Source organism: Bacteroidales bacterium, from assembly GCA_014860575.1.
Classification (GTDB): Bacteria; Bacteroidota; Bacteroidia; order Bacteroidales; family JAAYJT01; genus JAAYJT01.
The window spans coordinates 20,129-43,521 of sequence record JACZJK010000051.1 but is presented as its reverse complement, the minus strand read 5'-3'; the positions used below and the strand labels follow the sequence as shown (position 1 = coordinate 43,521).

Below are 23,393 nucleotides of genomic sequence, written 5' to 3'. Positions count from 1 at the left end.
GAAATCCCGCACGAACGCAAAGCCCGAAACCGTTACCAACCATATATAAAAACCCTACAACCTGATACAAAAGCGTCTAAAAACATGTAATGTTTCAATATGCTAAGCCTAGTAAAATTACACATTCTTCTGGATTGTCTTGTAACAAGGCTGTAAGTCTAAACGTCATACTCATGATAACTCAATTTAATAATTAAAATTACCATCATGAAAAATTGTATTTTAACATTTCTAATTTTAGGCTTAGCCTTAGACTCCTTTTCTCAGACTGACTGTAACTGCGAACAGGCATTAAGCCAATTAATAGAAAGAGTGGAAAGCGATTATCCCGGATTTAAGGAGAAAACGAGTAATAAATTAATCTACAACAGCTTAAAGAATGACTTGAGAGTTAAATCGAAAAGTATTCAAGAAAAAGATTGTTTTGATTTATTAGAATCCTATTTAGATTATTTTAAGGATGGTCATATTACACTATCGAAAAATGGTGAAGAAGAAGTAGCCCAAACTGAAGAAATGGGAAGTAAAAGCTACTCAAAAATAGAAATTAATCTGGAGAACTTTTATGAGCATATCTCAAATTCTACCGACGAACTGGAAGGTGTTTGGAAATTGGGTTCTTATAAAGTTGGCATTATCAATATGAATGACGAATATCAGGCATTTATTATTGAAAGTGATAACAAATCCTGGAAAGCCAATGAGATTAAGTTTAGCTTAATGAAAGATGGAAAGGCTAATTATTTTATGGGTGACCATTCATTAAGAGAAGACAACTATGAGTTGTTTGATGGAGCCATTTTGTCTTTTAAAAATACCAAATCCGTCTTTTTAAAGGAACTACCGAAACCAGCGCTTACCGAAAATGAAATTCAAATGAAAATGGATGAGATTGAAGGTTTCTATTTTAAGAAATTAACTGACAAAACCGTTTTATTGCGTTTGTCCAGTTTTGAACAAGCTAATGTTGAACGAATTGAGAATTTAATTAATGATAATATTGAGCTCCTCGAAAACTATGAGAACCTTATTATAGATATAAGAGATAATTCTGGAGGTACAGGCAATGCCTACGAAAAGCTACTGCCTTACATCTGTACAAATAATATTAGGTCATTGGGAACAGAATGGTTAGCAACCCCAACAGTAATTGAAACTTTGCAACACTGGATTGATATAACTCCTGATGAAGAACAGTATGCGGCAGATAAGAAAATGGTTACGGGATGGATTAAGCTCTTTAAGGCCAATGTAGGAGAATTTGTGAATCCCGATTCTACAGATGTTTCTATAACTGAAGTGAAAATTGCAGAACATAGTCCAGAACAGGTTATAATCTTAGCTAATAAGATGGTTGGCAGTCAGGGAGAGGCCTTTGTATTTAGTATGAAGCAGAGTAAAAAAGTAAAGATATTAGGAACGCCCACTTATGGGGCATTGGATTACGCTTCAGCTTACTATTTCAAATTTGGTTGCGATAATTACAATCTACTTCTACCAGCGTGGAGAGCCAGAAGACTTCCCGATTACCCTATAGACAATATTGGAGTTCAACCTGATATTTATCTGGATGAATCTGTAAAAGATTGGATTCAATTTGCTGTTGATTATTTAGAGAATTAAGAAATAACTCAACTATCATCAATAAAAATACGGTTTGGTAACAATGTATAAAAATAATAGCCGGGATAGCATTAAAATCATAATGTGCAGCCCGCTTTAACTTTTCTGTAACTTGACAAGAAAGTCCTTTGCAGTCGGCTACTATTCTTATACTAACCGTTGGCGGCAACCCTATGGCGACACTGCAAACATCAACCGACAGACTTAAAACGAACAGTCAAACAATGAAATTATACACACTTCTTTTATTAAGTATCTTAACTGTATTCACTTCCTGCAATGGACAAAATCAAAAAACGGTTGACATCAATTCAAAACAGACAAACAAAACAACTATAGGAGACACGGTTTCAGAACTTGATAAGACAATATTCGTTGTCTTTCAAGCCAACAATAATGACTATTGGTTTGGTAGTGATGGGCAAGGTGTATTTCGCTATGACGGAAAAACCATTCTCCATTTTGCAACCAAAGACGGCTTGTGTAGCGACCGTATTCGGGAAATCAAGGAAGATAAATCAGGCAACATTTTTTTCACCACTTTGGACGGCATCAGCAAATTTGACGGACAAAAATTTACCACCTTGCCGGTAATAGAAAGTACTGAATGGAAGCTGGAACCGGATGATTTGTGGTTCAATGGGCCTGGTAAAAATGGACCTTATCGGTATGATGGAGAAATGCTTTATCATTTGGAATTCCCAAAACATTATCTTGAAGACGAATTTTATTCCACAAATCCAAATCCTCCATATAACCCGTATGAAGTCTATACTATTTATGAGGACAGCAAAGGAATTCTTTGGCTCGGAACGTCAAACTTTGGCATTTGTCGCTTTGATGGCAAAACACTGAGTTGGATGTATGAAAAGCATTTGACATTAATAGAAGGGGGTGGTCAATTTGGTATCCGTTCCATTATTGAAGACAAACAAGGAAAATTTTGGTTCTGCAATACCAGCTATCGATACAATATCCTTCCAAGCAGTTTAATCGAACAGGACAAAATTTTAATAAACTATAAACGGGAAAGGGGAATTGACAATGTAAAATCACCGGAAGGAAAGGATATGATTTACTTCATGTCCGTTATCGAAGATAATAAAGGAGACCTTTGGATGGTGACTTATGAACAGGGAGTTTGGCGATATGATGCCCGCCTGAATGACGAAGTCAGGCAGGGAAAAACTCTCACCCATTATTCTGTCAAAGATGGTTCCAGGGATATTAAGCTATTCTCCATTTACAAAGACAAACAAGGCGAACTATGGCTTGGCACACATGAAGCTGGAGTATGCAAATTCAATGGCAATACATTTGAAAAATTCAAACCATGATAATTGAAAGAAGAGCAGCCGCTAACAGCGCATATAACTTCTGACGGGTGAATTGGTATATTCAAGCTTTGTGCATTTAAGTAAGTTTGGTGTATGCCGACAAGAAAGTACTTCGGAAACCGCCACAAGTCATAAACGAAAACCGTTGTGCGTCATGCTAGTGCACATAATGGTACTCTCCCTTAACTATAATCTTGCTTATTTGTTATTGTATCAGTCTAAACATTAAGATACTTTAAGAAGACAAAACATTAACAATATTGCCGATATGAAAGCGAATGAAGAAATTTTCAAAACTTTAATTGATGAAGGATCAGCAAAGGTGACGTATCTGTTTTTGACACATATTCTTCCCCAAACTTTGTTGAACATCAGTATGGATTCTTCCCTCCCAATGTTGAAGGAGTTAAAAAGGCAATTAACAGTCTGCACTATTCATTTCCAGATTTTTCATTAACCATTGATGATATGATTATGAACGGCTCCAGGGTATGGGGTAGAATGACAGGATGGGGTGCACATAAAAACAAATTTGAACCTATGTTTCCGACAGGTAAAAAAATTGAGATGACTGTAATCGATATTATGGGATTCGACAATGGGAAACAAATTGAATACTGGGGTGTTCCGGATAAATTGGCCCTCATGGAACAACTTGGGATGAAACCACCACCAGATCTTATTATGAAAATAATGAGCCTACTAAACAAGTGAAAATGAAAAGAAGAAACTTTGTTATATCAGCACTTGCAATAATACCTACACTTCTATTTGCTAAAATTGAATCAATAATTCCCATGAGAATGAAAAAAGGATTTAAAGTAATTGCAGGTGAAGCCAGATTTGGAAAACACTACAAAATGAAAGGTGTGACTCAAAACACGTTAGACATTAAAATTTCCGGAACTGACACTGAAAATGATTTAGCTGTGTTTGAGCAAACCGGGCTTAGTCCAAATGGCGGTCCACCTTTGCATATTCATCTATTTCAGGATGAATGGTTCTATGTTATAGATGGCGAATACTTGTTTCAAGTTGGTGAGGACAAATATCAAATGAAATCAGGTGACACAATTTTTCTTCCGAGGAATGTTCAGCACGCCTTTATTCAATTGACAGAAAAAGGAAAGATGATCGTTTCTTATTTACCAGCAGGAAAGATGGAATCATTTTTTCAAGTGACTGATCAATGGACATCACCTCCATCGAAAGAGGAAATAGCAAAAGTTTTCGAGGATCATGATATGAAAGTTGTTGGGGCACCATTAAAAACGGAATAAGAAATAAAATGATAGAAGGCACGAACGCAAAACACATGGTATAGTGCATGCGGGTTTCAGAGATTTTCAGGCGTTTGTGGCTCGTAAAAAAGTTGGCGTAAACTGATAGGAAATTTCCTCGTAATCCCGCACGACACCATACTATCCACCGTAGTGGCAAGCCTGACCTGTCCTAATATAAATATGATATTGTGAAAAAGAAACAAACAAAACGAATACTCAGAATAGCATTGCTTATTGGAACCATAACTTCCATGTTTTTTGTGCCATGGATTTTGGTAAAGGTATGGTTAACGCCATTACCAGATACAGTTGAGGAGCAAGTAAATGAAGCAATTGGTTATGGATTTGATGGTATGATTGTTTACGTGGACCAAGCTGGGATGCTACCGGAGTTTTATGCCGCTGGCTGGCATGACCGAAAAAATAAAATACCTGCTTACCCGCAAGCTTTATTTAAGATTGCCAGTATTACCAAGCTATATATCGCTGTTGCTACCGCAAAATTAGTCAAAGAAGGACGTTTATCTTTGGATGGTACACTCGCTGAATACTTTCCGGAACTTGCGGGAAGAATTGAATATTCAGACAAAATAACCTTGAGAATGATGTTGCAACATCGGAGTGGCATTCCCAATTTTGTTGAGCATCCTGATTATTGGAAAAACCCGCCAAAAAACAGACAAGAAACACTTGATTATGCACTGGATTTACCAGCTGATTTTGAACCAGGTGAAGATTATGGTTATTCAAATACCAATTATTTATTGATTGAGGACCTCATTGATAAATCATTGGGCTATCCCCACCAGCAATATATCAAGGAGGAAATTTTAAACCCACTTGCGCTGAATAACACTTTCGGCTCACTTAGTGAAGTGGATATAGACGATGTGATGAGTGGCTATTATGTTGGCGTTGATAAAGATTTTAAGTATGAAGACACAGGCTTAATGTTGGCTACAGCAGAGGATGTGGGTATATTCCTGCGCGCATTAATAGATGGTACTGTATTTAATAAAGGTGAACAGGAAATCTATTCATCTATCTACGTGTATGAACATACAGGCCTGCTTGTTGGTTATCAGAGTATCGCAAAATACCACAAAGACATGGACATGGTTTTAATCCAATTCAATAATACAACAAACTTTGACGGATACAACTGGTCTTTAGCAGAAATCTTTTATAAGCGTATTGTAAAAATTGTTAGAAGAGAAAGAAGCTCAAGATAAAAATTAAACTTCAGTGTAATAATTCAAGACTTACACCACTAACTAAAAAAACAGTTTTGAGTAACGATTTTTATAAAGCATACATTTTACCTTTTTCTGGAATAATCATCAAGTTGTGCAGGGCATATACCAATTCACAAGAGGATTTTGAAGATTATTTTCAGGAAGTATGTTTGCAAATTTGGAGGAGCAAAGAGAACTTTCGGGAGGAATCGGAATGGAGTACCTGGGTTTACCGAATTTCATTAAACGTTTGTTTAACCTTACTTAAGAAAAAGAAAAATAATGTTCAGCATTTTGTTTCTGATTCTTTGGCAGCAGAAGAAACCGAACATAATTCTGCCTTTTCAGACGAATCTTTAAATCAATTATATGAAGCCATTAAACAACTATCAGAAATTGACAGAGCCATTATCATGCTTTATCTGGAAGAAAAATCGTATCAGGAAATCGCTGATATTATCGGGACAAATCCCAATAATATTGGTGTGCGTGTTCAACGAATTAAAATGAGATTAAAAAAAATATTAGATGGAAAAATCAATTGAAAATATTTGGAAAGAAGGCTTTCTTAAAAGTGATGCATTGGTAGCGCCAAAGATAAACAGTCTGTACACCCGAAAGTCAATTCACATCATTGATAAGTTCAAAAGGATGTTCAGGATAAATCTGATTGCAATTGTTGCTTTCTCGTTTGCCTTTCTGATTGTTTCCTGGCTTCTGCACATTCAGGTTATGGGTGTTTTGTTTTTTGTAACGCTTATGGTACTGGTTTTTATTAATAAGAGGTTGTTAAATGATTTGGAAAAGATTAATCAGGGACAAAACAGTTATCAGTACCTCAAAAATTTTAGTCATTGGATAAAAAAACAAATTGCTATTAATAAGCGAATCGCCACATTTATATATCCTGTTTTTTTTATGTCATTCATTCTGGGTTTTTGGTTTAACAACGTAAAGGATGTTTATTTAGGCGAACGGATTGTCAGGGAATTACTGCATGTATACCCCGGCACCTACCTAATATATGGAGTGCCGCTGGTTGGGATAATTATTGCAATTTTAATTATGGCTGCCTTGGCTTATTACGGCGCTAGAATTTATCTGTGGGATTTAAATGTTATTTTCGGAAATGTATTAAAAAAGTTGGATGAATTATTGACTGATTTAGAAAGTTTAGGGAATTGAACGCCTCTTGTAAAGGCTCATTCACAAGGCTTTTAGGATTTTCAATAAAAAAAGATTGTTTTGTGTGTAATATTTATCGCATTGAGCCACTAACCAGGAAAACATTAAACATTATGACACTACAAGAAGCGTATAACTTTTTTGAAAGTTTAAAAACTGAAACCACTAAAAAGTCGGAAATCAGGGTTTATGAAAAATTCCTCCACATTCTATCCGAATTGAATAACAGAGATTTCACAACAGATGAAATTCAATCCATTGAAACGGAACTCGATAGTTTAAATTTAGAAACGAACCATGAAAACAGGAAAAAATACTTTGGCAAAACACTCCGTAAATTTAATGAGTACTTAAAAAATACATTTTCCCTGATACCAAGCGGCTATTATATTACTTACGGAACAGCCCTTGGAGTAGCCTTTGGGTCTGTCCTGGGCGTTCTTTTTGGCCAGGTTTTTGACAAATCTCCGGGCATTTCAGTTGGAGTTAGCATTGGCATAATCATAGGATTATTGGCAGGACAATATTTGGATTCTCAGGCAAAAGCTGCAGGAAACGTTCTTTAACCGCCAATGTTGTCAACTCCTTCCACTGCTAAATATTAGCACTATTTTTCATTATAAAGCACGGCTAAATAAAGCTTTGGCTTAATCACTTACATTTAAATTTTAACCAAAATGAAATCATCTGTATTAACAACTATTCTAATAGCAATTTGCATGGTAAATGCTTTTTCTCAAAACCTTTTCGGTGTATGGCACGGTTATGCCAAAAATCCGGACAACAAAGAGATACTATTTGTTTTTTTGTTTGAAAACTCTCAAAATGGACTTACTTCCACTATGGCTATTCCTACTTTTGACGTTTCAGGCATCAAACCAAAAACAACCGCTTATGAAAATGGAAAATTAAATATAGATGGTTCGAATGTGGGTATGAATTACGAGGGAAAATTAAACGAAACTACCAATCTAATAGAAGGTACTTATGCTGAAGACGGCGTTTTACTTGCTTTAACCCTAAAAAAAGGCAATCCTAAAATGCCCAAGATGAAAAGACCACAGGAACCCGTAAAACCTTATCCTTATTACGAAGAACAAGTTGTTTTTGAGAATAGAGAAGCAGGTATTAAGTTGTCGGGAACATTTACAAGACCCAATCAAAAAGGAAAGTATCCGGTGGTTGTATTAATAAGCGGAAGTGGCCGCCATGACAGGGATGGAAGCATGATGTCGCACCGGCCATTTTTGGTATTGTCGGATTATCTTACACGAAAAGGCATCGCTGTGCTGCGTTATGATGATCGTGGTTTCGGAGAATCGACAGGTGATTTTAGTAAAGCCACAACTGCCGATTTCGCGCAAGATGTAATAAGTGCCGTTCAATATTTAAAATCAAGAAACGACATCAATCCAGATCAAATAGGATTAATAGGCCATAGTGAAGGCGGCATAATAGCACCTTTTGCGGCTAATCAAACAAAAGATATTTCTTTTATAGTGACCTTGGCTGCAACAGGAATTTCAGGCAGTGAGGTATCAGTTATGCAATCAAAATCATTGAGACCTTTTCCAGTTCAAGATGAAGAAGCTTTTGAGGACAATGTAAGACAATCAATTAAAATAGCTTCTTCAAGCAAAGAAATATCGGAAAAAAGAAAAGAGTTATTGGCGCACAATAACACTTATTTAACTCCGATTTTAAAATCCATAGGTGCTACAGATGAAAATATTACAAAATTCATTCAAAATGAAACCGAATCTGTTTTAAAACCTTGGAGCATCTATTTTTACAATTACAATCCAGCAAATGAATTCGAAAAATTACAAATACCCGTGCTCTCTTTAAACGGAAGTAAGGATCAGCAGGTAGACGCTGCCATAAATCAAAATGCAATACGAAATGCTTTAATTAAAGGAGGAAATAAGAACTATACGATTGTAGCGCTAGAAAATTTAAATCATTTATTTCAAGAGTGCAAAACGGGTAACATGACTGAATATAAAGAGATTGAACAATCAATGTCGCCAACTGCATTGAGTGAAATTTCTAACTGGATTTTGGAAATAATTTAGGCAGAATGAAAAAATGAAATCGATTAACCAGATTAAATTAATCCTACTTTTACAGATTGTTTTTGGCATTCGATTTTTCACTTTGATAAAGTAGAATTAAGTAATAAATCATAAAACAATAATATGAAATTTGGGCTACGATTTTTTTTAATAGCAGGACTAATCATTCAACTTCAACAATTGGTGAATGCTCAAATAAACTCAACGAATCAGTATTTGTGCAAAGTTGGAATTACAGACAGTATTCACTCCGGGTTTTTAAATGAATTCCGGGAGATATACATCCAACTACCTGACAATTACAACCCTGACAAAAATCAGAAATACCCGGTGGTTTACATTTTAGATGGGGAAATATTTCTTCCAACTCTTACAGATGTGCAGAATTATTACAGTGGCGGATTTACACCTGAAATGGTATTAATCGGAATTGCCAATAATAGAAACAGGTTGCGAGATTTAACCACATCGACCATAGCAACAACATACGGAATGCCATTTACTGAAGAAAACGGAGGGGCTGAAAACTTCTCTCAATTCATTGAAAAAGAACTTATACCATATATAGAAGAAAATTATGCGGTAAGCAATTTCAGAACATTAATCGGTCATTCTTACGGCGGATTGTTTACAGTTTATTCACTTCTAAAACACCCGCATTTATATGCCAATTACTTAGCCATCGACCCAAGTTTGGATTGGGACGGCCAAAAATTATTGAAGGAAGCAGAAGAAGTACTTGCCACTCAGAAATTCGAAAACAAATCTTTATTTATGTCTTTGAGCGGACAATTGAACATGCAGGACTCGAATGTATCAATCGACAATGTGATGCAAGACACAACAGAATTCACCATGTTTGCCCGTTCCAATATTGCCTTTTCAAAAGTGGTAAGTCAAAACGTTCAAAACGGACTGTCTTTTGAATGGAAATTTTATCCCGGAGACTTACATGGCACCATTTCCTTTCCTTCTATTATGGATGGGTTAATTTCACTTTTCGAATGGTATCAGTGGGAAAATACCGATAAATTCAATTCACCTGATACACCAAAAGAAGAGCTTCTCAGCATAATAAAACAGAGGGAAAAGAAGCTCAAAGACCATTTTGGATATTTTGAACCTCCTTATCCGGAAGAAATTTTAAATATGTCTGGTTATATGAATATGGATATGGAACAGCTTGAAAAAGCAAAAATGTACTTTGAACTTGCCATGGAGTATTATCCTGAAAGTGCAAATGCCTATGATTCTATGGCAGATTACTATGAATCACAAGGTGACTTAACCAATGCTGTAAAATATGTAAACAAAGCTTTTGAATTAAGTGGCAGCGATTACTACAAGCAAAGAATTGAAGAACTTAAAGTGAAAAATGAATAACTGACGTTCACCTTTTTAGTAAAACACCATTAAACGTACTTTTATGAATAAAGAGAAAATGAATAAAAATCGAATTTTTGCAAAAATTACAGGATACTCGCTTTTATTGATGGCAGTATTAGCTGGATTTGCATTTGGATTTGTACTCCCCAAAGTATTTAACTCCGGTCAATTAGATTTAGTGCAAAGCAACCTTGCCAGCAATCTGCAACTTTACAAGTTGATGATATTCGCAATTCTAATCGTGCTTCTGCTTGATCTATTGGTTTCCTGGACGCTTTATATGTTTTTTAAAGATGACAACAGGAAGATTGCACTACTATCGGGTATTTTGAGAATTGTTTACACCGTAATATTTGGAACTGCGGCATTTTATTTAACGAAAAATCTTAATCCTATTGAAACAAGCAACGAGATTATTATCAATAATTTTCAATTGTTCCAATCCATTTGGAGTGCCGGGTTAATCATATTTGGAACCCATCTTATTTTCATTGGAATACTAATGAAGCTTCATCCTCGGATACCTAAGATTTTGTGGTATTTGGCATTAATCGCGGGAATTTCTTACGTTGTTGTCCACTTCCTGAAATTGACGGTAACTCAATCTGATATTGTAAGTAATTTGGAAATGATTTTAGCTCTTCCCATGGCAATTGGAGAACTTGGACTTGCTGTTTGGTTAATAATAAAAGGTGGAAAAGCATAATAAATTATCATATTGGAGAATGCCAATCTTTAACAGGTGGTCATAATACATTGGGGGTAAGGTGGTTATTCGAGCTTCTGTTCCCACATTCAGGTTCGTTGTACCTTGATAGTATAGTGGCTCAGAAACCACCAACATTACTTATCGCCAACCGTGTGTGTCTTGAATCTCAAGGACAATCCAATATAGTTCTTTGATGGTGCTGTACAAAAGATTTAAGACATGGATGCTACTCATGAAGTTTGAGCGGAGGTCAAGCGAACCGAACTGGCTGGCTACAGCAATTAAACCAAAAGAATGGCTTTCTGCAGATAGCTGTCAAACACCAGGAGGATCTGTCAATAAGGGCAGTTTTGCAGTATTTGAGAACCAGGTACAAGGAGAAACCCGGATTATTTCCACACTGGCAGTTGTTACATCCGTAGCATCATGCTACATTTGTGCCTGGACATGAAAAGCCATAGCGCCTATGCTGAAGCTACGGCGTAAGCATATGGATTGAGAGGTTCACTTACGGTTCCCCGCCTGACCGGACGGGCAGGTGTGAGAGGGAAGGGCTGAAACTCCGCTTTCTGACACGACTACACCTTATATCCCAAAGCCATCAATATCATGGATAAAATAAAAAATGTTTTAGTAGCAATTGGATTTTCTGGTTTACTTATTAGTTGTAATCAAACCAAGAATCCGGAAATAGACCAAACGGAATTTGTGAATAATATACACTATGTTTCAATTGACGGATTATGGCGCGTCACACAAGAGACAGCAATAAAATATCCGCATGGAACACTAGAGCCTATAATTCAAATAAGTGGCGATGCCTTTGGTAAGCTCAGTGCACGAGGCTGTTTTCTTTGGGATGACCATTTTTACGATTATTGGGAGATTAATAGTGTCCAATTCACAGATTCTACTGATCAATTCGTGATTGATTATGAAGAGGAAGGTTTCTATAAGGGAATTGTGGATCATCAGAAAGGGATCATAACAGGAACTGCCTGTTGGGGGGATCCTTCTGACACCAACAAACTGGATTTTTTTCGTGATGAAGATAATGATGTAAATAAATTATTTATTCCTTACCCTTCCTGTTCAAACGGAAGTATAAAATATACCTATCATCAGCCTGAAAATCGTAATGATCAACTGCAAATCGCTTCTATATTTGAATTTGTAAAAGATTCATCTTCATTTTACAATTTGATTGAAAGGATCATTAAGCAGAAATTCGGTCGTCTTGAATCATTTGTTATTATTAAAGATCAGAAACTAGTTCTTGAAGAATATTTTTATGGTTACGATCGAAGCCAACTGCATCAAATTCATTCGTGTACAAAGAGTATAATATCTTTGCTATTAGGAATATCATTAGAAGGTCATAAGAAACTTGATGTCGACGAACCAGTTTTTAATTTTTTCCCGCAATATGATACATTAAAAACCCCTGATAAAGAGAAAATCACACTTAAACATGTTTTAACAATGACTTCAGGACTTCCCGAGGATGATGATTTTGAGAAAGATGATCCTTATGACCTGGTGAAACAAATGCTCAGTCAGCCATTAGTATCCAATCCGGGAGAGAGGTTTAAATACAATAATAATGGCACAAATCTACTCGGCAGTATTATTTATACACTTGAAAAAAAACAAGCTGATGAATTTGCAAAAGAAGTTCTGTTCAACAAGCTGGGCATTTCGGAGTTTTATTGGCAAAAAGAAAATGATGTTCTTCAATGCCACAGTGATCTTCATATGTATCCGAGAGATATGGCAAAAATCGGTTTGCTGGTTTTAAATAACGGTTATTGGAATGGTGAACAAATCGTTCCAAAAGAATGGGTTAATTTATCAACAAAACCGCATGTAGCTGAGAGTGAATTCTTCGACTATGGATACCAATGGTGGTACAGGTCAAAGCGAAACAGATCATGGTGGGAGAATCCGGTACATGGTAGCAATAATGAACACGATATGTTTTTAGCACTTGGTTATGGCGGGCAATATATTATGGTGGTAAAAGATCTGAATATGGTCATTGTTACCACGTCATCGGATTATAACGAAAGTAATGGCATGGCACATGCGAAAGTTCAGATGGTTATTGAAGAAGTTGTGCCATTATTTGATTAAATAAAAGACTTATGCCCAAATTGCTTTAAAGTGGTTTAGAAACGCAACTTTCACCCAAAGAAAAATCAATTTTTATGATTATTCAAAACCGCCCTAACATCAGTCGGAGGAAATTGCCGAAAAATTGACGATACCCGCACCAACCGTTAAACGTATTTTATCAGGGTTGCTTAATAAAGGACTGATTGAAAAACGCGGAAGAGGACGCAATGTGAGCTACACAATCAAATAAAACAACGATAAAATTTAATGATACCAATGACTTAGTAAATGTTGAAATCGCCCGGCTACTTTCAGCACCTACACACAAGCAGGGGTTTTGTGTTTCATATTATTAGGAAAGTGCTAAATTTGAAGTTTAGTGTATCGTAGTAAGCTTGTTGCTTAAAGATTCCTGTTTACGTGTAGCTGCAAAACGGAACGATACTACGGAAAGTATAACTTGCCAAATCGGGAAATAATAAATTATGGTTCGAATAGAAAAGATTAGCAATAATAAGAAACAGTTCCTTGACTTGCTATTGCTGGCAGATGAGCAGGAAAATATGGTTGACAAGTATTTGCCTGTTGGAGACTTGTTTGCTCTATATGACGATGATTTGAAAAGTGTTTGCGTTGTAGTGCCGGTAAATAGCGAAACCTGCGAGTTGAAAAACATAGCGACATACGGGAAATATCAAGGCAAGGGGTACGGTAGAGCATTGATAAACTTCATACTTGATTTCTACAAAAACGACTACAAAACAATGCTGGTCGGGACAGGCGAAACGCCGGCAATCTTGTCCTTTTATGAAAGTTGTGGATTTGAAAAGTCCCATCGGGTAAAGAATTTTTTTACAGACAATTATGACCATCCGATGTTCGAGGGAGACATTCAACTTGTTGATATGATTTATCTTAAAAGGGATTTATAGGAATAGAAGGAATGTAATACATAACAAATAAAAACGCTGAACAAATAAGCACCACCAGTAACATCAGGTATAAAATATTGGGAGATAAGTAATTACCTGAACATTTCTGCTCGCATTAATTTTTGCAACGGCAGACAGTAACGACGCCCGCAATCCCCCAACATTTCAATATGCCCGATGGCCATTTTTAAAAAGCAGCACTGTCAAACCAAAAAACAGATAAAGATGAAAACAAAATTGATTTTTTTGATACTCCTTTTAACTGGAGTTTTTTTTGCCTGCAATTCTAATAAAGAGCAAAATAATCAAACAATTACAAAGTCTGAAAATAAGCTAATAGGTAAGTGGGTAAGGATTGGACAAACTGGTCCAATTGGATTTGAGTTTAAAGACATTGGATTGGTCGAAGGCGATTTTGGAAATGACCAAACTGTTGATGTTATTGTAAGCTATGAATTATCAGGAGATACAATCAAATTTATTGATAAAGAAGGGCAAATGTGCGAAGGATATGGGCAGTACAAGGTGTATCAAACAGATTACTATTTATCCTTCGACTTAATCGCTGACGATTGTAGCGGAAGGATAAAAACTACGATGGGATTTTGGACAAGGCCTGATTTCAATGATTTTTTAAAGACTCTTGATGATGAATTATCAAAGTTGCCGGAACCTGAATTATATTTAAACAGAGCAAGGATATATTTAGCAACAGGTATGACCAAACTGGCAAAAGATGATTTTGACAAGTATTTATTAACAGACACATTAGACGCAAGCGTTTATGTAAACAGGGCTGGAACCAGATTTCCGGAGGACTTGAAAGGAGTAGTATTTGATTGTAATAAAGCATTATCGTTAGACCCAAATAATAAAAATGCTTACTTTCTTCGTGGATTGGCGCGCTACGAATCAGGAGAAAAAGAGCAGGGATGCGAAGACTTTAGTCAAGCAATTGAATTAGGTTTTTCAGTATTGAGAATTGCCGAACAAGAAAAGTGTATTGATTTTTGGGATAAGGAATAATTGAAATCAAAAACGGGCTATAACATAGTATCCCTGAAATTTGCGGCCTCAGTTCTAGTTCAAGCCCCTGCTGAGCTTTTCCTGTTGTTATGGCTGACAGGAACGTACACTACTGTGGCTAGACAAGAACCATTGCGTGCAATAGTATGACGAAACTACTGAAAAGACTTAAACTGCAATAAAAATCCTATGGAAACAAACACAACAAATGGAATGAAGCCAAAGAAGAAACTAACTAAATTGCAGGTTTTAATAATAATTTTTTGGGTAGTAATGATCCTAATCTCTTTAGCAGCACTTTTTCAATAAAATATTTGCTGCTGCAGACCAGGGGCGCAGGCAAACAGCCACTGGTCAAATTGCCAGACTTGGCGGTCATTGTAACGTGCAACAGTATGCAGCAATTCAGGATAAATAATCATAACTTTGGACAGTATATTATAGCGTTACAGAATTGATAACACCTAAATTATGAGTAATGCAAAAATATCCATACGCTTTTTTGACGACCGCGAAGTGCGGGCCGTTTGGGACGAACAAAACGCCAAATGGTGGTTTAGTGTGTTGGATATTGTAGCTGTGCTTACTGACCAGGACGACTACACCAAAACCCGCAACTATTGGAAGTATCTTAAAGCAAAATTGAAAAAAGAGCACAGCGAGTTGGTTAGTGCCACTACCCAACTGAAACTTTTGGCAAGTGATGGTAAACGCTATTTAACCGATATGTTGGATTACAACGGCATCATTGCCTTAGGCAAAGAATTTCCAGGCAAAAAGGCAAACCGGTTTATTGAGTGGTTTACTTACAGCGATGAAAGCATAGACGGAAAAAGTAAAACCAAAGCGTATGCCTTGTTTGATAGTTCGTTTATCAACAGCATTGAAGTAGGTACAACCAAAGGCTTGCAGCAAATTCACGCTTATTTGTTTGGTGGATTGTATGATTTCGCGGGGCAGATAAGGCAAAAGAACATTTCAAAAGGCGGATTTCAATTTGCCGTATCACGCTTTTTGGGCGAAACATTGAATCAAATAGAGGCAATGCCTGAAACTACATTTGACGAAATCGTGAGTAAATATGTGGAAATGAACATTGCACACCCGTTTATGGAAGGCAATGGTAGAAGTGCCCGGATATGGTTGGATTTGATTTTGAAAAAACGCCTTAAGAAATGCATAGATTGGAGCCAAATAGGCAAAAGAGATTATATGGAAGCCATGATGCAAAGCCCAACAAATAGCATTGTTCTAAAACTCTTACAAAACGCTTTAACCAACAAAATCAATGACCGCGAAATGTTTATGAGAGGTATTGACTATTCGTATTACTACGAAGAAAACGACTAATGAAATACCGGTAAAAAGCTGGGGAAGAACACAACGAAAAATTGAAAAGCGAAACGACACTATCGAGAATAACGAACTGCAAATACATGAAATTGCCAGCAATCTCAAACATTTTGACATGTGGGCAGCATTTCTAAAGAGCTACAAGAAATTATGAAACAACTTATCATTTTAATTTTACTTCTGGTCTCTTACACGGTAAAAGCGCAAGTGAACAGAGACTCTGATTTGTTTAGAGATTTGAAAACCCAGGACAGCGCTTTCTTTGAACGTGGATTTAATCAATGCGACCTGGAATATCTGAATAATAAGATTTCGGATGATTTAAAATTTTACCACGACCAAAGTGGTTTCCAGAATAAAGATGCCTTTTTTGAAAACGTCCAAAAATATATCTGTTCCGATTCAGAGAAAAAGCCTGTTCGCAAAGTAGATGCAAACAGTTTGGAAGTATTTCCCCTTTACAACAACGGAAAACTATATGGTGCGATACACACAGGAATTCATCATTTCTATTTAAGGGAAAATGGTAAAGAAGATGTATGGACCAGTACGGCAAAATTCACCCATGTTTGGGTTTTGGAAAACGAGATTTGGAAATTAAGCGAAGTGCTGAGTTATGACCATCAGGACCCGGGTTGATGGAAACCTTAAAAACGACACTGAAAACTAACCAAAGGCTAACAAGGTTCCTCCATTGGGAATTAGCATTATAGAAGAGCTACTGACCAAACGACTCTAATGTGGAATAAATGATAAAAGAGCTTGTAGTCAGCAGTAAACAACAATTATAAAATCAATACAATGAAAAGCCCTGGAACTAAGCAAGTTTTCATTACAAGAACTGTAATTTTGATTCTTCTAACACTACAAATCACTTCATGTATTGGACAGGTGATTGAACACGCTGCTATTCAAGGTGTAGACCAAGAGACAGACACACAAACATTCCAATTAAATCAATACACAACATTTCCGCAAATTCACACCAACTTAAATGGAATGGTAAGGGAATTTGTCAGAACCATGCATCAGGACAAAAAAGGGAACTATTGGTTTGGAACAAATGGAAATGGGATAATTCGTTACGATGGACAAACACTCGAACAAATTGCAATTGAGGCAAGTCAACAATGGGCGGCGGTTAGAGCCATTGTAGAAGATAAAACAGGTAATGTATGGTTTGGAACTTCAGTTGGACTCGTAAAATATGATGGCGAAAAATTTGCAACGTTCTCAGAAGAAGAAGGTTTGCAAGATGAAGAAATTTGGGGATTATTTGTGGACGCAGACGGACTAATCTGGGTTGGATCGCCTGGAGGGGTTAGTCAATTTGACGGTAAAAAGTTTACACCGTTTTCTTTACCCGAAGCGATGGTCGAAAATCCACAGCATATGTTATCTGATAAATTGGTTTTCAAATTTTTGGAAGACAAAAATGGAACCATGTGGTTTGTTACTGATGGAAACGGAATTTTCAAGTACAAGGAAGGGGAATTTACTCATTCAACAAATATGAATGGACTGACTGACAATAACGTTGCCGATATCTTAGAGGATAGTAAAGGTAATATTTGGATTGGAACATTTTATGGTGGAGTGAGCAAATTTGATGGTAAAACGTATTCCAACTTCACTAAAGATGGGATTATTGAAGGTATTGAAACCTATAATTTTTGCGAAGATAAGCAGGGAAATGTTTGGTTTTCGGCTGAGAATCATGGTGTGTACCGCTATGATGGGGCTAATTTCACCCAATTCACAACTGAAAACGGATTAACCACAAATGGGGTTCAAAATATTTATGAGGATAACAAAGGACAACTATGGTTTACCACCTGGCAAGGAATAAGTATTTATGACGGATATAATTTTATGAACGCTAAAGACAAAGAACCCTGGACGCAATAAAATAAGTGTTGCTAACCTGGAAGACGATCGGAAAAAGATCTGGAAACTTTGGGGAATGAGCATTAAAGGCAAACACTCCAAACAAAAACCGATAAATCAAATGTTCAGAAAAATTATAAAAACCGACATCTCAAAAACAACCATCATTATTCGTCTGATTGTTGGCGCTGTATTTTTATCAGAAGGCATTCAGAAGTTTGTGTTTCCAGCCATTCGCGGAGCAGGACGATTCGAGAAAATCGGTTTACCTTTACCCGAACTGCTGGGAAGTTTTGTTGGTTCATTTGAAATTCTTTGCGGAGTGTTTATTCTGCTCGGCTTACTCACAAGGCTTGCAAGTATTCCGCTAATAATTATTATGCTTGTTGCCATTGCGACCACAAAAGTCGAAGTTTTAACCAACCAGGGATTTTGGGAAATGCTGCACGCAAGCAGAACAGACTGGTCAATGTTGCTATGCAGTATTTTTCTGTTAATCAAAGGCGGTGGCTTTTGGTCTCTTGATAATAAACTGGACCTCGAAAAAAGCAAATAGAATATCAGATGTACAATTTTTCATATTTCAAGGAAAAGGACAGGCAAACAATCCTGGATTTCATAGAGCAATACCCCTTTGCTTAAATGACGGGAAGTTTATTTCTTAGCCTGGGTTATTCTTTTTGATGCTTTAGTCAAGTGCGTAAAAAAAATGATTAAGATTGAAACAAGTTGCAGGTGTAACAACACCATTATCCAATGGCCTATGATAGTGTGATTTAAATCATCAAGACCTCGCAGAATTACTTGATAACGCTATTAATAAAGAACTATATCAAGCAGCACAATTCCCAGTTACAATAACGAGTAACGGATCGTTTGCCAGATGAATAACCATAATTTAATCAACTATGAAAAGATTAAATGTTTTACTCATAGCATTATTTGTTTTTTTTGAAGCCTATGCTACAGACTCCTGGGTGCTTAAAAATTTTCCTGACAGCGTGAATATTAGTGGCCTTGCAATAAACGCTGCAAACGAAATATTCGTAATTGCAAGTTATCAAAGCGATAGTGGTGCGTGGCCAGTAGGCGTTGCTTATCGTTCCAGCGATGATGGTAATAATTGGATTCAAATTGTGCCAACTGGTAGTATTCCTGAAATAATGGATATCCTGATTGACTATGAAGATGACATTTATCTTGGAATATGGTTCGGCGGATTATACAAATCAGAGGATAATGGCGCTACATGGGAGGAAAAAGGGAATGGTATGTCTAATAATCTGCCAGTGTACCTTTCGATAAATTCAGTAGGGGTTATATATGCCGGTCACTTTTTAGGCGGAGGAATTGATTATTCATTAAACGGTGGTGAAGAATGGCATTCGACCAATCATCCGACAAATACCAGCATCATAGGTTTAGGGATTGGTCCGGATGATTATATTTTTTCAGATGGTGGCTTGTATTCTCCTGACGGTGGAGAATCATGGCATTATAATAATTCCGGGCTCTCTGATGTAGTGTTAATAAACCAGGTTTGTTATGCTTTTAATAATACCAACCAGGTTTTCTTAGGTACTGTGGAAGGGATATATTACTTAAGTTCAATTGATGCAGCCTGGGTAAATGTTTTTTCAATCAATGCCAGCGTACGCGATATTATTGTTTCATCACAAAATACCATCTATGCAGCGACGTATGCAGACGTTTTCTATTCAATGAATAATGGTCAGGATTGGGAAAATATAAATGACCAGTTCACGGGTTCCCCACCTCAGAGGTTTTGCTTTGATAATGAAGGTTTTTTGTGGGCTGCCTCAGGCAATGAAGTATACAAAAGCCAACATATAGTGAATGGATTACATGAAGATTTTGCTAATCAGTAGAATATCAGGCTTTTCCCAAACCCATTTAATGACTATTTGCTTATAAATTTCACCAATAACTACCAGGATGGTGAAAACATCAGTATAAACATATTCAGCATTGATGACAAACTGCAAAAGTCAATTACTGATAAAGTAATTAACAAGCAATTAGCGCTAAACTTAAAAAACTTAGCTTCAGGAATATACATACTAGAGATGGATCAAAGAGGGTTCGGAATAAGAAATGAAATAATTATTAAAGAATAGGTATCAGTTGCACTGTACTTCCCAATACTTCATCCATAGCTTTTAGATAATTATTGCTTTCAACTCGAATGCATTACCGGAGGCCAATACAATATTTATCAATGGTTTAAGGATGGGGACTCTATTCCTGGGGCAAATAGTAATTTTATTGAATTCACTACAGTTACTTACGCTGACTCGGGCACATATCATTGTGTAGTAACAAATTCGTTAGCTACAGGATTAACCTTATTCGCCCGCCCAATTAACCTTCAAGTCACAAATCCTTCATGTTTTAGTGATAATATTTTTAATAAAGCAGACCTAAGTGTGTATCCTAATCCTGTAAAAGGAATAGCTCTAATCAGATCAAGCAATCATAGGAATATTATTGCAACAGAAGTACTTGTTACAAACATTTGGGGAGTTAGGCTGCATGCATTATCATCAAATCATTATCATCACATTAGCATTGATTGCTCAGATCTAGACCCTGGAATCTACTTCATTCAAATGATAAGCAATCCGGGATGCTGAGCAAAGCACAAAAGCTGATCGTAAGGGAATAAAATGTTAGTATTAGATTGGACTCTAAGCGGTCGCAATAACGATATATGGATTTTTTGAAATAAACCTCCATTCGCACAATATCGGTTTTTCAAACAGGACTGCGCCTTGATGTTTTCCTAAATAAAAGAAACCCAATTTTGTAACCATTAAAAAATCCCCAAAACAAAAAAGCCTGTAACATTATAATTTACAGGCCTTTTGGGTGATCCGGGCGGGATTCGAACCCACGACCCGCAGCTTAGAAGGCTGCTGCTCTATCCAACTGAGCTACCGGACCATTTTGGCGTGCAAAATTAAACAAATCCTTAAACTATAAAAAAAGGCCGCACCTTAAATTGAGCACGGCCTTTTTATAAATGAACCGGAATGTTTATTTTTTGAAACCTGTGGCGCGTTCAAGCCTGTTCATGATTGAGAAAATAAACACTGCTGCAAGAACGCAACAAATGATGAATATTCCCCAAAGCATATAAAGCTCTATTTTACCCCACATCAAACTTCCTACAAAAAGGAATTTATTACCAATCGCGGTGGCCAGTAACCAACCTCCCTGCATCAATCCCTGGAAGCGTGGAGGTGCAACTTTTGCAACAAACGATAATCCGATCGGGCTCAGGAAAAGCTCGGCAATTGTAAGGATCAGGTAGGAACTCATCAGCCAGTAAGGCGATACCCTTCCGGATTCCTCAACAGCGCCTGTAATGTCTTTTGGTGAAACCAATCCCAGCGATGCCAGCAATACCAGCACAAAGCCAAAAGCGGCGATAATCATTCCAATTCCAATTTTGCGCGGTGAGGAAGGTTCCTTGCCATGTTTACCCAACCAGGCAAAAATTCCCATCACAAGCGGAGTAAGCGCTACGATAAATAAAGGATTGAAAGACTGGAAAACCTCAGGCGAAATCAGGTTTAACGCATCGTTATTTGATGCAAAATAGTAACACAGGTAGCCAAATACAATGAACGCCGCACCTCCGATCAGACGAGTGCTTTTTTTCTTTGTGAAAAACAACATGGCACTACCGGCAATGGCGCCAATCACTGAAAGAATTGACCAGATGTTAAAGAAAAGATTGGTGAAAGGCCCTACATATTGGTGGGTGTAATCGCGGGCAAACATGGTTAGTGTCAATCCGTTTTGGTGGAACGACATCCAGAAGAAAATAACCACCACGAAAACAAGCGTTAATGCAACAACCTGTGGTTTTTCTTCTTTGGTAGAAATTTGGAACATCAGTGAAACGAAGCCGACAAACAATCCAACGGCCAGGCCAAGTTTGTAATCAATGTCTGCGATATCGGTATATCCGTCTGCAATATGGAAAAGTACAGCTATAACTGCCATCAGGCCCAGCGAAATAAAGATATATTTCACATTATTGCCCAGGTTTATGCTGGGTTTGTTAACGGTGCTGGTATTGTTAGCTTTCTCAAGTTTGGCAAGTTTGTGCTTTGATGGCAAAAGATAATTAAAACTCAGATATACAATCAATGAAACAACCATTGCAACGGCTGCTATAGCAAATGCATAGTTAAAACCTGCAGAAAAAACCCCAATATATTCGTTTGCAAAAGCTGTGAGATCCGCGGCTGACTTTCCGCCATCAGGAATTATCGCTGCATTGGCGAGGGTTTGAAATTGGTCAACATCTTGTAAAGTACCATTCAGATACTGATGGCTGAGCAAGGGAAGATTGGCGTTTTCGTAAAATCCATTGTATTTCAGCCAGAACTCTTTGACCCCTTTGGCTACAAATGGCGCAAAAAAAGCGCCGATGTTAATACCCATGTAAAAGATCATGAAGGCGCTGTCGCGGAATTTCCTGTACTTCTCATCATCGTACATCTGGCCTACAACAGCCTGAAGGTTACCTTTGAACAATCCGTTTCCTAATGCAATGATCAGCAGTGCAGCTACCGAAACCCAGAGTTCAAGACCGGGTATGGCAATGATCAGGTAACCTGCGAACATAACGACTTGTCCGACCATGATGACCGTTTTATACCTTTTGGTCCAGTCGGCCAGCATACCGCCTACAAGCGCGAGGGCATAAATTGCAAAATAGAACCACGAATAAATACTTCCTGCCGAATCGGCATCAAGTCCGTATCGTGCCTGAAGAAACATTACCAGGATTGCCATCATGGTATAAAACCCGAAGCGCTCTCCCATGTTGGTGAAGAAGGCCACCAGTAAACCTTTTGGATGATCTTTTAGCATAGATGCGTGTTTTGTTAGTGAAAATGATTATGAATGAAATTGCGGGAAATTTTGCGCAAATGTATCGTTTTCTAGCATACGTTACACAGATAATCCACCTGGATTACTAATTCTTAAATAGTCTATTTAAACACTTTCGTCAAGAGGGAATTTTGGTGGAGGATTATTTCTGAACCCAAATGAATCAAGTTCAAAATTCACTATTAATTCCACTCCGATAGGCTCAATATGCATTTCTTAATTTTTAGTCACCTAGAAATCATATTGTTCATTAAATAGCAAGTTATCGGTTATATAAACTGTGTGATTTCTATGTGGCTATTTGTCTTTGTGGTTCAA

General features: G+C 37.1%; 23 protein-coding genes and 1 tRNA gene. 22 read left to right on the top strand and 2 right to left on the bottom strand.

The genetic code is table 11. The annotated features are described in order from the left end of the window. Window positions 1-207 precede the first annotated feature (207 nt). From IH597_13645 to IH597_13540, 22 genes are all read left to right on the top strand, one after another. Window positions 208-1,623, top strand: coding sequence for a hypothetical protein (locus IH597_13645; protein MBE0663496.1), 1,416 nt, complete (start codon window positions 208-210; stop codon window positions 1,621-1,623). Window positions 1,624-1,847: 224 nt separating this feature from the next. Beyond that, entirely contained in the window at window positions 1,848-2,960 is a 1,113-nt protein-coding gene (locus IH597_13640) for a hypothetical protein (GenBank protein MBE0663495.1), read from the top strand. Between the two features lie 312 nt (window positions 2,961-3,272). Next, a complete protein-coding gene (locus IH597_13635) occupies window positions 3,273-3,674 on the top strand; it encodes an ester cyclase (GenBank protein MBE0663494.1) in 402 nt (133 codons plus the stop codon). A 2-nt stretch (window positions 3,675-3,676) separates the two neighbouring features. Then, entirely contained in the window at window positions 3,677-4,240 is a 564-nt protein-coding gene (locus IH597_13630; GenBank protein ID MBE0663493.1) for a cupin domain-containing protein, read from the top strand. A gap of 191 nt (window positions 4,241-4,431) precedes the next feature. Then, window positions 4,432-5,475 (top strand): beta-lactamase family protein, encoded by a 1,044-nt coding sequence (locus IH597_13625; GenBank protein ID MBE0663492.1) that lies wholly within the window; start codon window positions 4,432-4,434, stop codon window positions 5,473-5,475. A gap of 56 nt (window positions 5,476-5,531) precedes the next feature. After that, complete coding sequence (locus tag IH597_13620) at window positions 5,532-6,023, top strand: RNA polymerase sigma factor (protein MBE0663491.1); 492 nt, start codon at window positions 5,532-5,534, stop codon at window positions 6,021-6,023. Further along, on the top strand, window positions 6,007-6,663 hold the full coding sequence (locus IH597_13615) for a hypothetical protein (protein ID MBE0663490.1): 657 nt from the start codon (window positions 6,007-6,009) through the stop codon (window positions 6,661-6,663). The genes IH597_13620 and IH597_13615 overlap by 17 nt, the downstream gene beginning before the upstream one ends. A 113-nt stretch (window positions 6,664-6,776) precedes the next feature. Then, entirely contained in the window at window positions 6,777-7,229 is a 453-nt protein-coding gene (locus IH597_13610) for a hypothetical protein (protein MBE0663489.1), read from the top strand. Window positions 7,230-7,340: 111 nt separating this feature from the next. Beyond that, on the top strand, window positions 7,341-8,738 hold the full coding sequence (locus IH597_13605) for an alpha/beta fold hydrolase (GenBank protein MBE0663488.1): 1,398 nt from the start codon (window positions 7,341-7,343) through the stop codon (window positions 8,736-8,738). Window positions 8,739-8,861: 123 nt separating this feature from the next. Next, a complete protein-coding gene (locus tag IH597_13600) occupies window positions 8,862-10,121 on the top strand; it encodes a prolyl oligopeptidase family serine peptidase (GenBank protein MBE0663487.1) in 1,260 nt (419 codons plus the stop codon). Window positions 10,122-10,164: 43 nt separating this feature from the next. Next, entirely contained in the window at window positions 10,165-10,830 is a 666-nt protein-coding gene (locus IH597_13595) for a DUF4386 domain-containing protein (GenBank protein ID MBE0663486.1), read from the top strand. A 612-nt stretch (window positions 10,831-11,442) separates the two neighbouring features. Continuing rightward, the gene (locus tag IH597_13590; GenBank protein MBE0663485.1) at window positions 11,443-12,966 is read left to right on the top strand and encodes a serine hydrolase; all 1,524 of its coding nucleotides are present in this window, start codon (window positions 11,443-11,445) and stop codon (window positions 12,964-12,966) included. Between the two features lie 124 nt (window positions 12,967-13,090). Then, a complete protein-coding gene (locus IH597_13585) occupies window positions 13,091-13,198 on the top strand; it encodes a hypothetical protein (protein MBE0663484.1) in 108 nt (35 codons plus the stop codon). Window positions 13,199-13,433: 235 nt separating this feature from the next. Next, window positions 13,434-13,880, top strand: a complete 447-nt coding sequence (locus IH597_13580) for a GNAT family N-acetyltransferase (protein ID MBE0663483.1) — start codon at window positions 13,434-13,436, stop codon at window positions 13,878-13,880. Between the two features lie 225 nt (window positions 13,881-14,105). Further along, on the top strand, window positions 14,106-14,906 hold the full coding sequence (locus IH597_13575) for a hypothetical protein (GenBank protein ID MBE0663482.1): 801 nt from the start codon (window positions 14,106-14,108) through the stop codon (window positions 14,904-14,906). Between the two features lie 471 nt (window positions 14,907-15,377). After that, window positions 15,378-16,256: a Fic family protein gene (locus IH597_13570; protein MBE0663481.1), complete on the top strand. Its 879-nt coding sequence runs from the start codon at window positions 15,378-15,380 to the stop codon at window positions 16,254-16,256. A gap of 153 nt (window positions 16,257-16,409) precedes the next feature. Then, window positions 16,410-16,898, top strand: coding sequence for a nuclear transport factor 2 family protein (locus IH597_13565; GenBank protein ID MBE0663480.1), 489 nt, complete (start codon window positions 16,410-16,412; stop codon window positions 16,896-16,898). Window positions 16,899-17,060: 162 nt separating this feature from the next. Next, window positions 17,061-18,167: a hypothetical protein gene (locus tag IH597_13560; GenBank protein ID MBE0663479.1), complete on the top strand. Its 1,107-nt coding sequence runs from the start codon at window positions 17,061-17,063 to the stop codon at window positions 18,165-18,167. A 100-nt stretch (window positions 18,168-18,267) separates the two neighbouring features. Then, window positions 18,268-18,702 (top strand): DoxX family protein, encoded by a 435-nt coding sequence (locus IH597_13555; protein MBE0663478.1) that lies wholly within the window; start codon window positions 18,268-18,270, stop codon window positions 18,700-18,702. 352 nt (window positions 18,703-19,054) lie between these two features. Next, on the top strand, window positions 19,055-20,035 hold the full coding sequence (locus IH597_13550) for a hypothetical protein (GenBank protein MBE0663477.1): 981 nt from the start codon (window positions 19,055-19,057) through the stop codon (window positions 20,033-20,035). Window positions 20,036-20,071: 36 nt separating this feature from the next. Beyond that, the gene (locus tag IH597_13545) at window positions 20,072-20,284 is read left to right on the top strand and encodes a hypothetical protein (protein MBE0663476.1); all 213 of its coding nucleotides are present in this window, start codon (window positions 20,072-20,074) and stop codon (window positions 20,282-20,284) included. 309 nt (window positions 20,285-20,593) lie between these two features. Next, window positions 20,594-20,800 (top strand): T9SS type A sorting domain-containing protein, encoded by a 207-nt coding sequence (locus IH597_13540; GenBank protein ID MBE0663475.1) that lies wholly within the window; start codon window positions 20,594-20,596, stop codon window positions 20,798-20,800. A 236-nt stretch (window positions 20,801-21,036) separates the two neighbouring features. On the opposite strand, the gene IH597_13535 is transcribed toward IH597_13540, so the two are convergent. Together IH597_13535 and IH597_13530 are read right to left on the bottom strand one after the other, a co-directional pair. Then, window positions 21,037-21,110: transfer RNA gene (locus IH597_13535), tRNA-Arg, on the bottom strand. A gap of 93 nt (window positions 21,111-21,203) precedes the next feature. Then, complete coding sequence (locus IH597_13530) at window positions 21,204-23,054, bottom strand: peptide MFS transporter (GenBank protein MBE0663474.1); 1,851 nt, start codon at window positions 23,052-23,054, stop codon at window positions 21,204-21,206. Window positions 23,055-23,393: the final 339 nt, after the last annotated feature.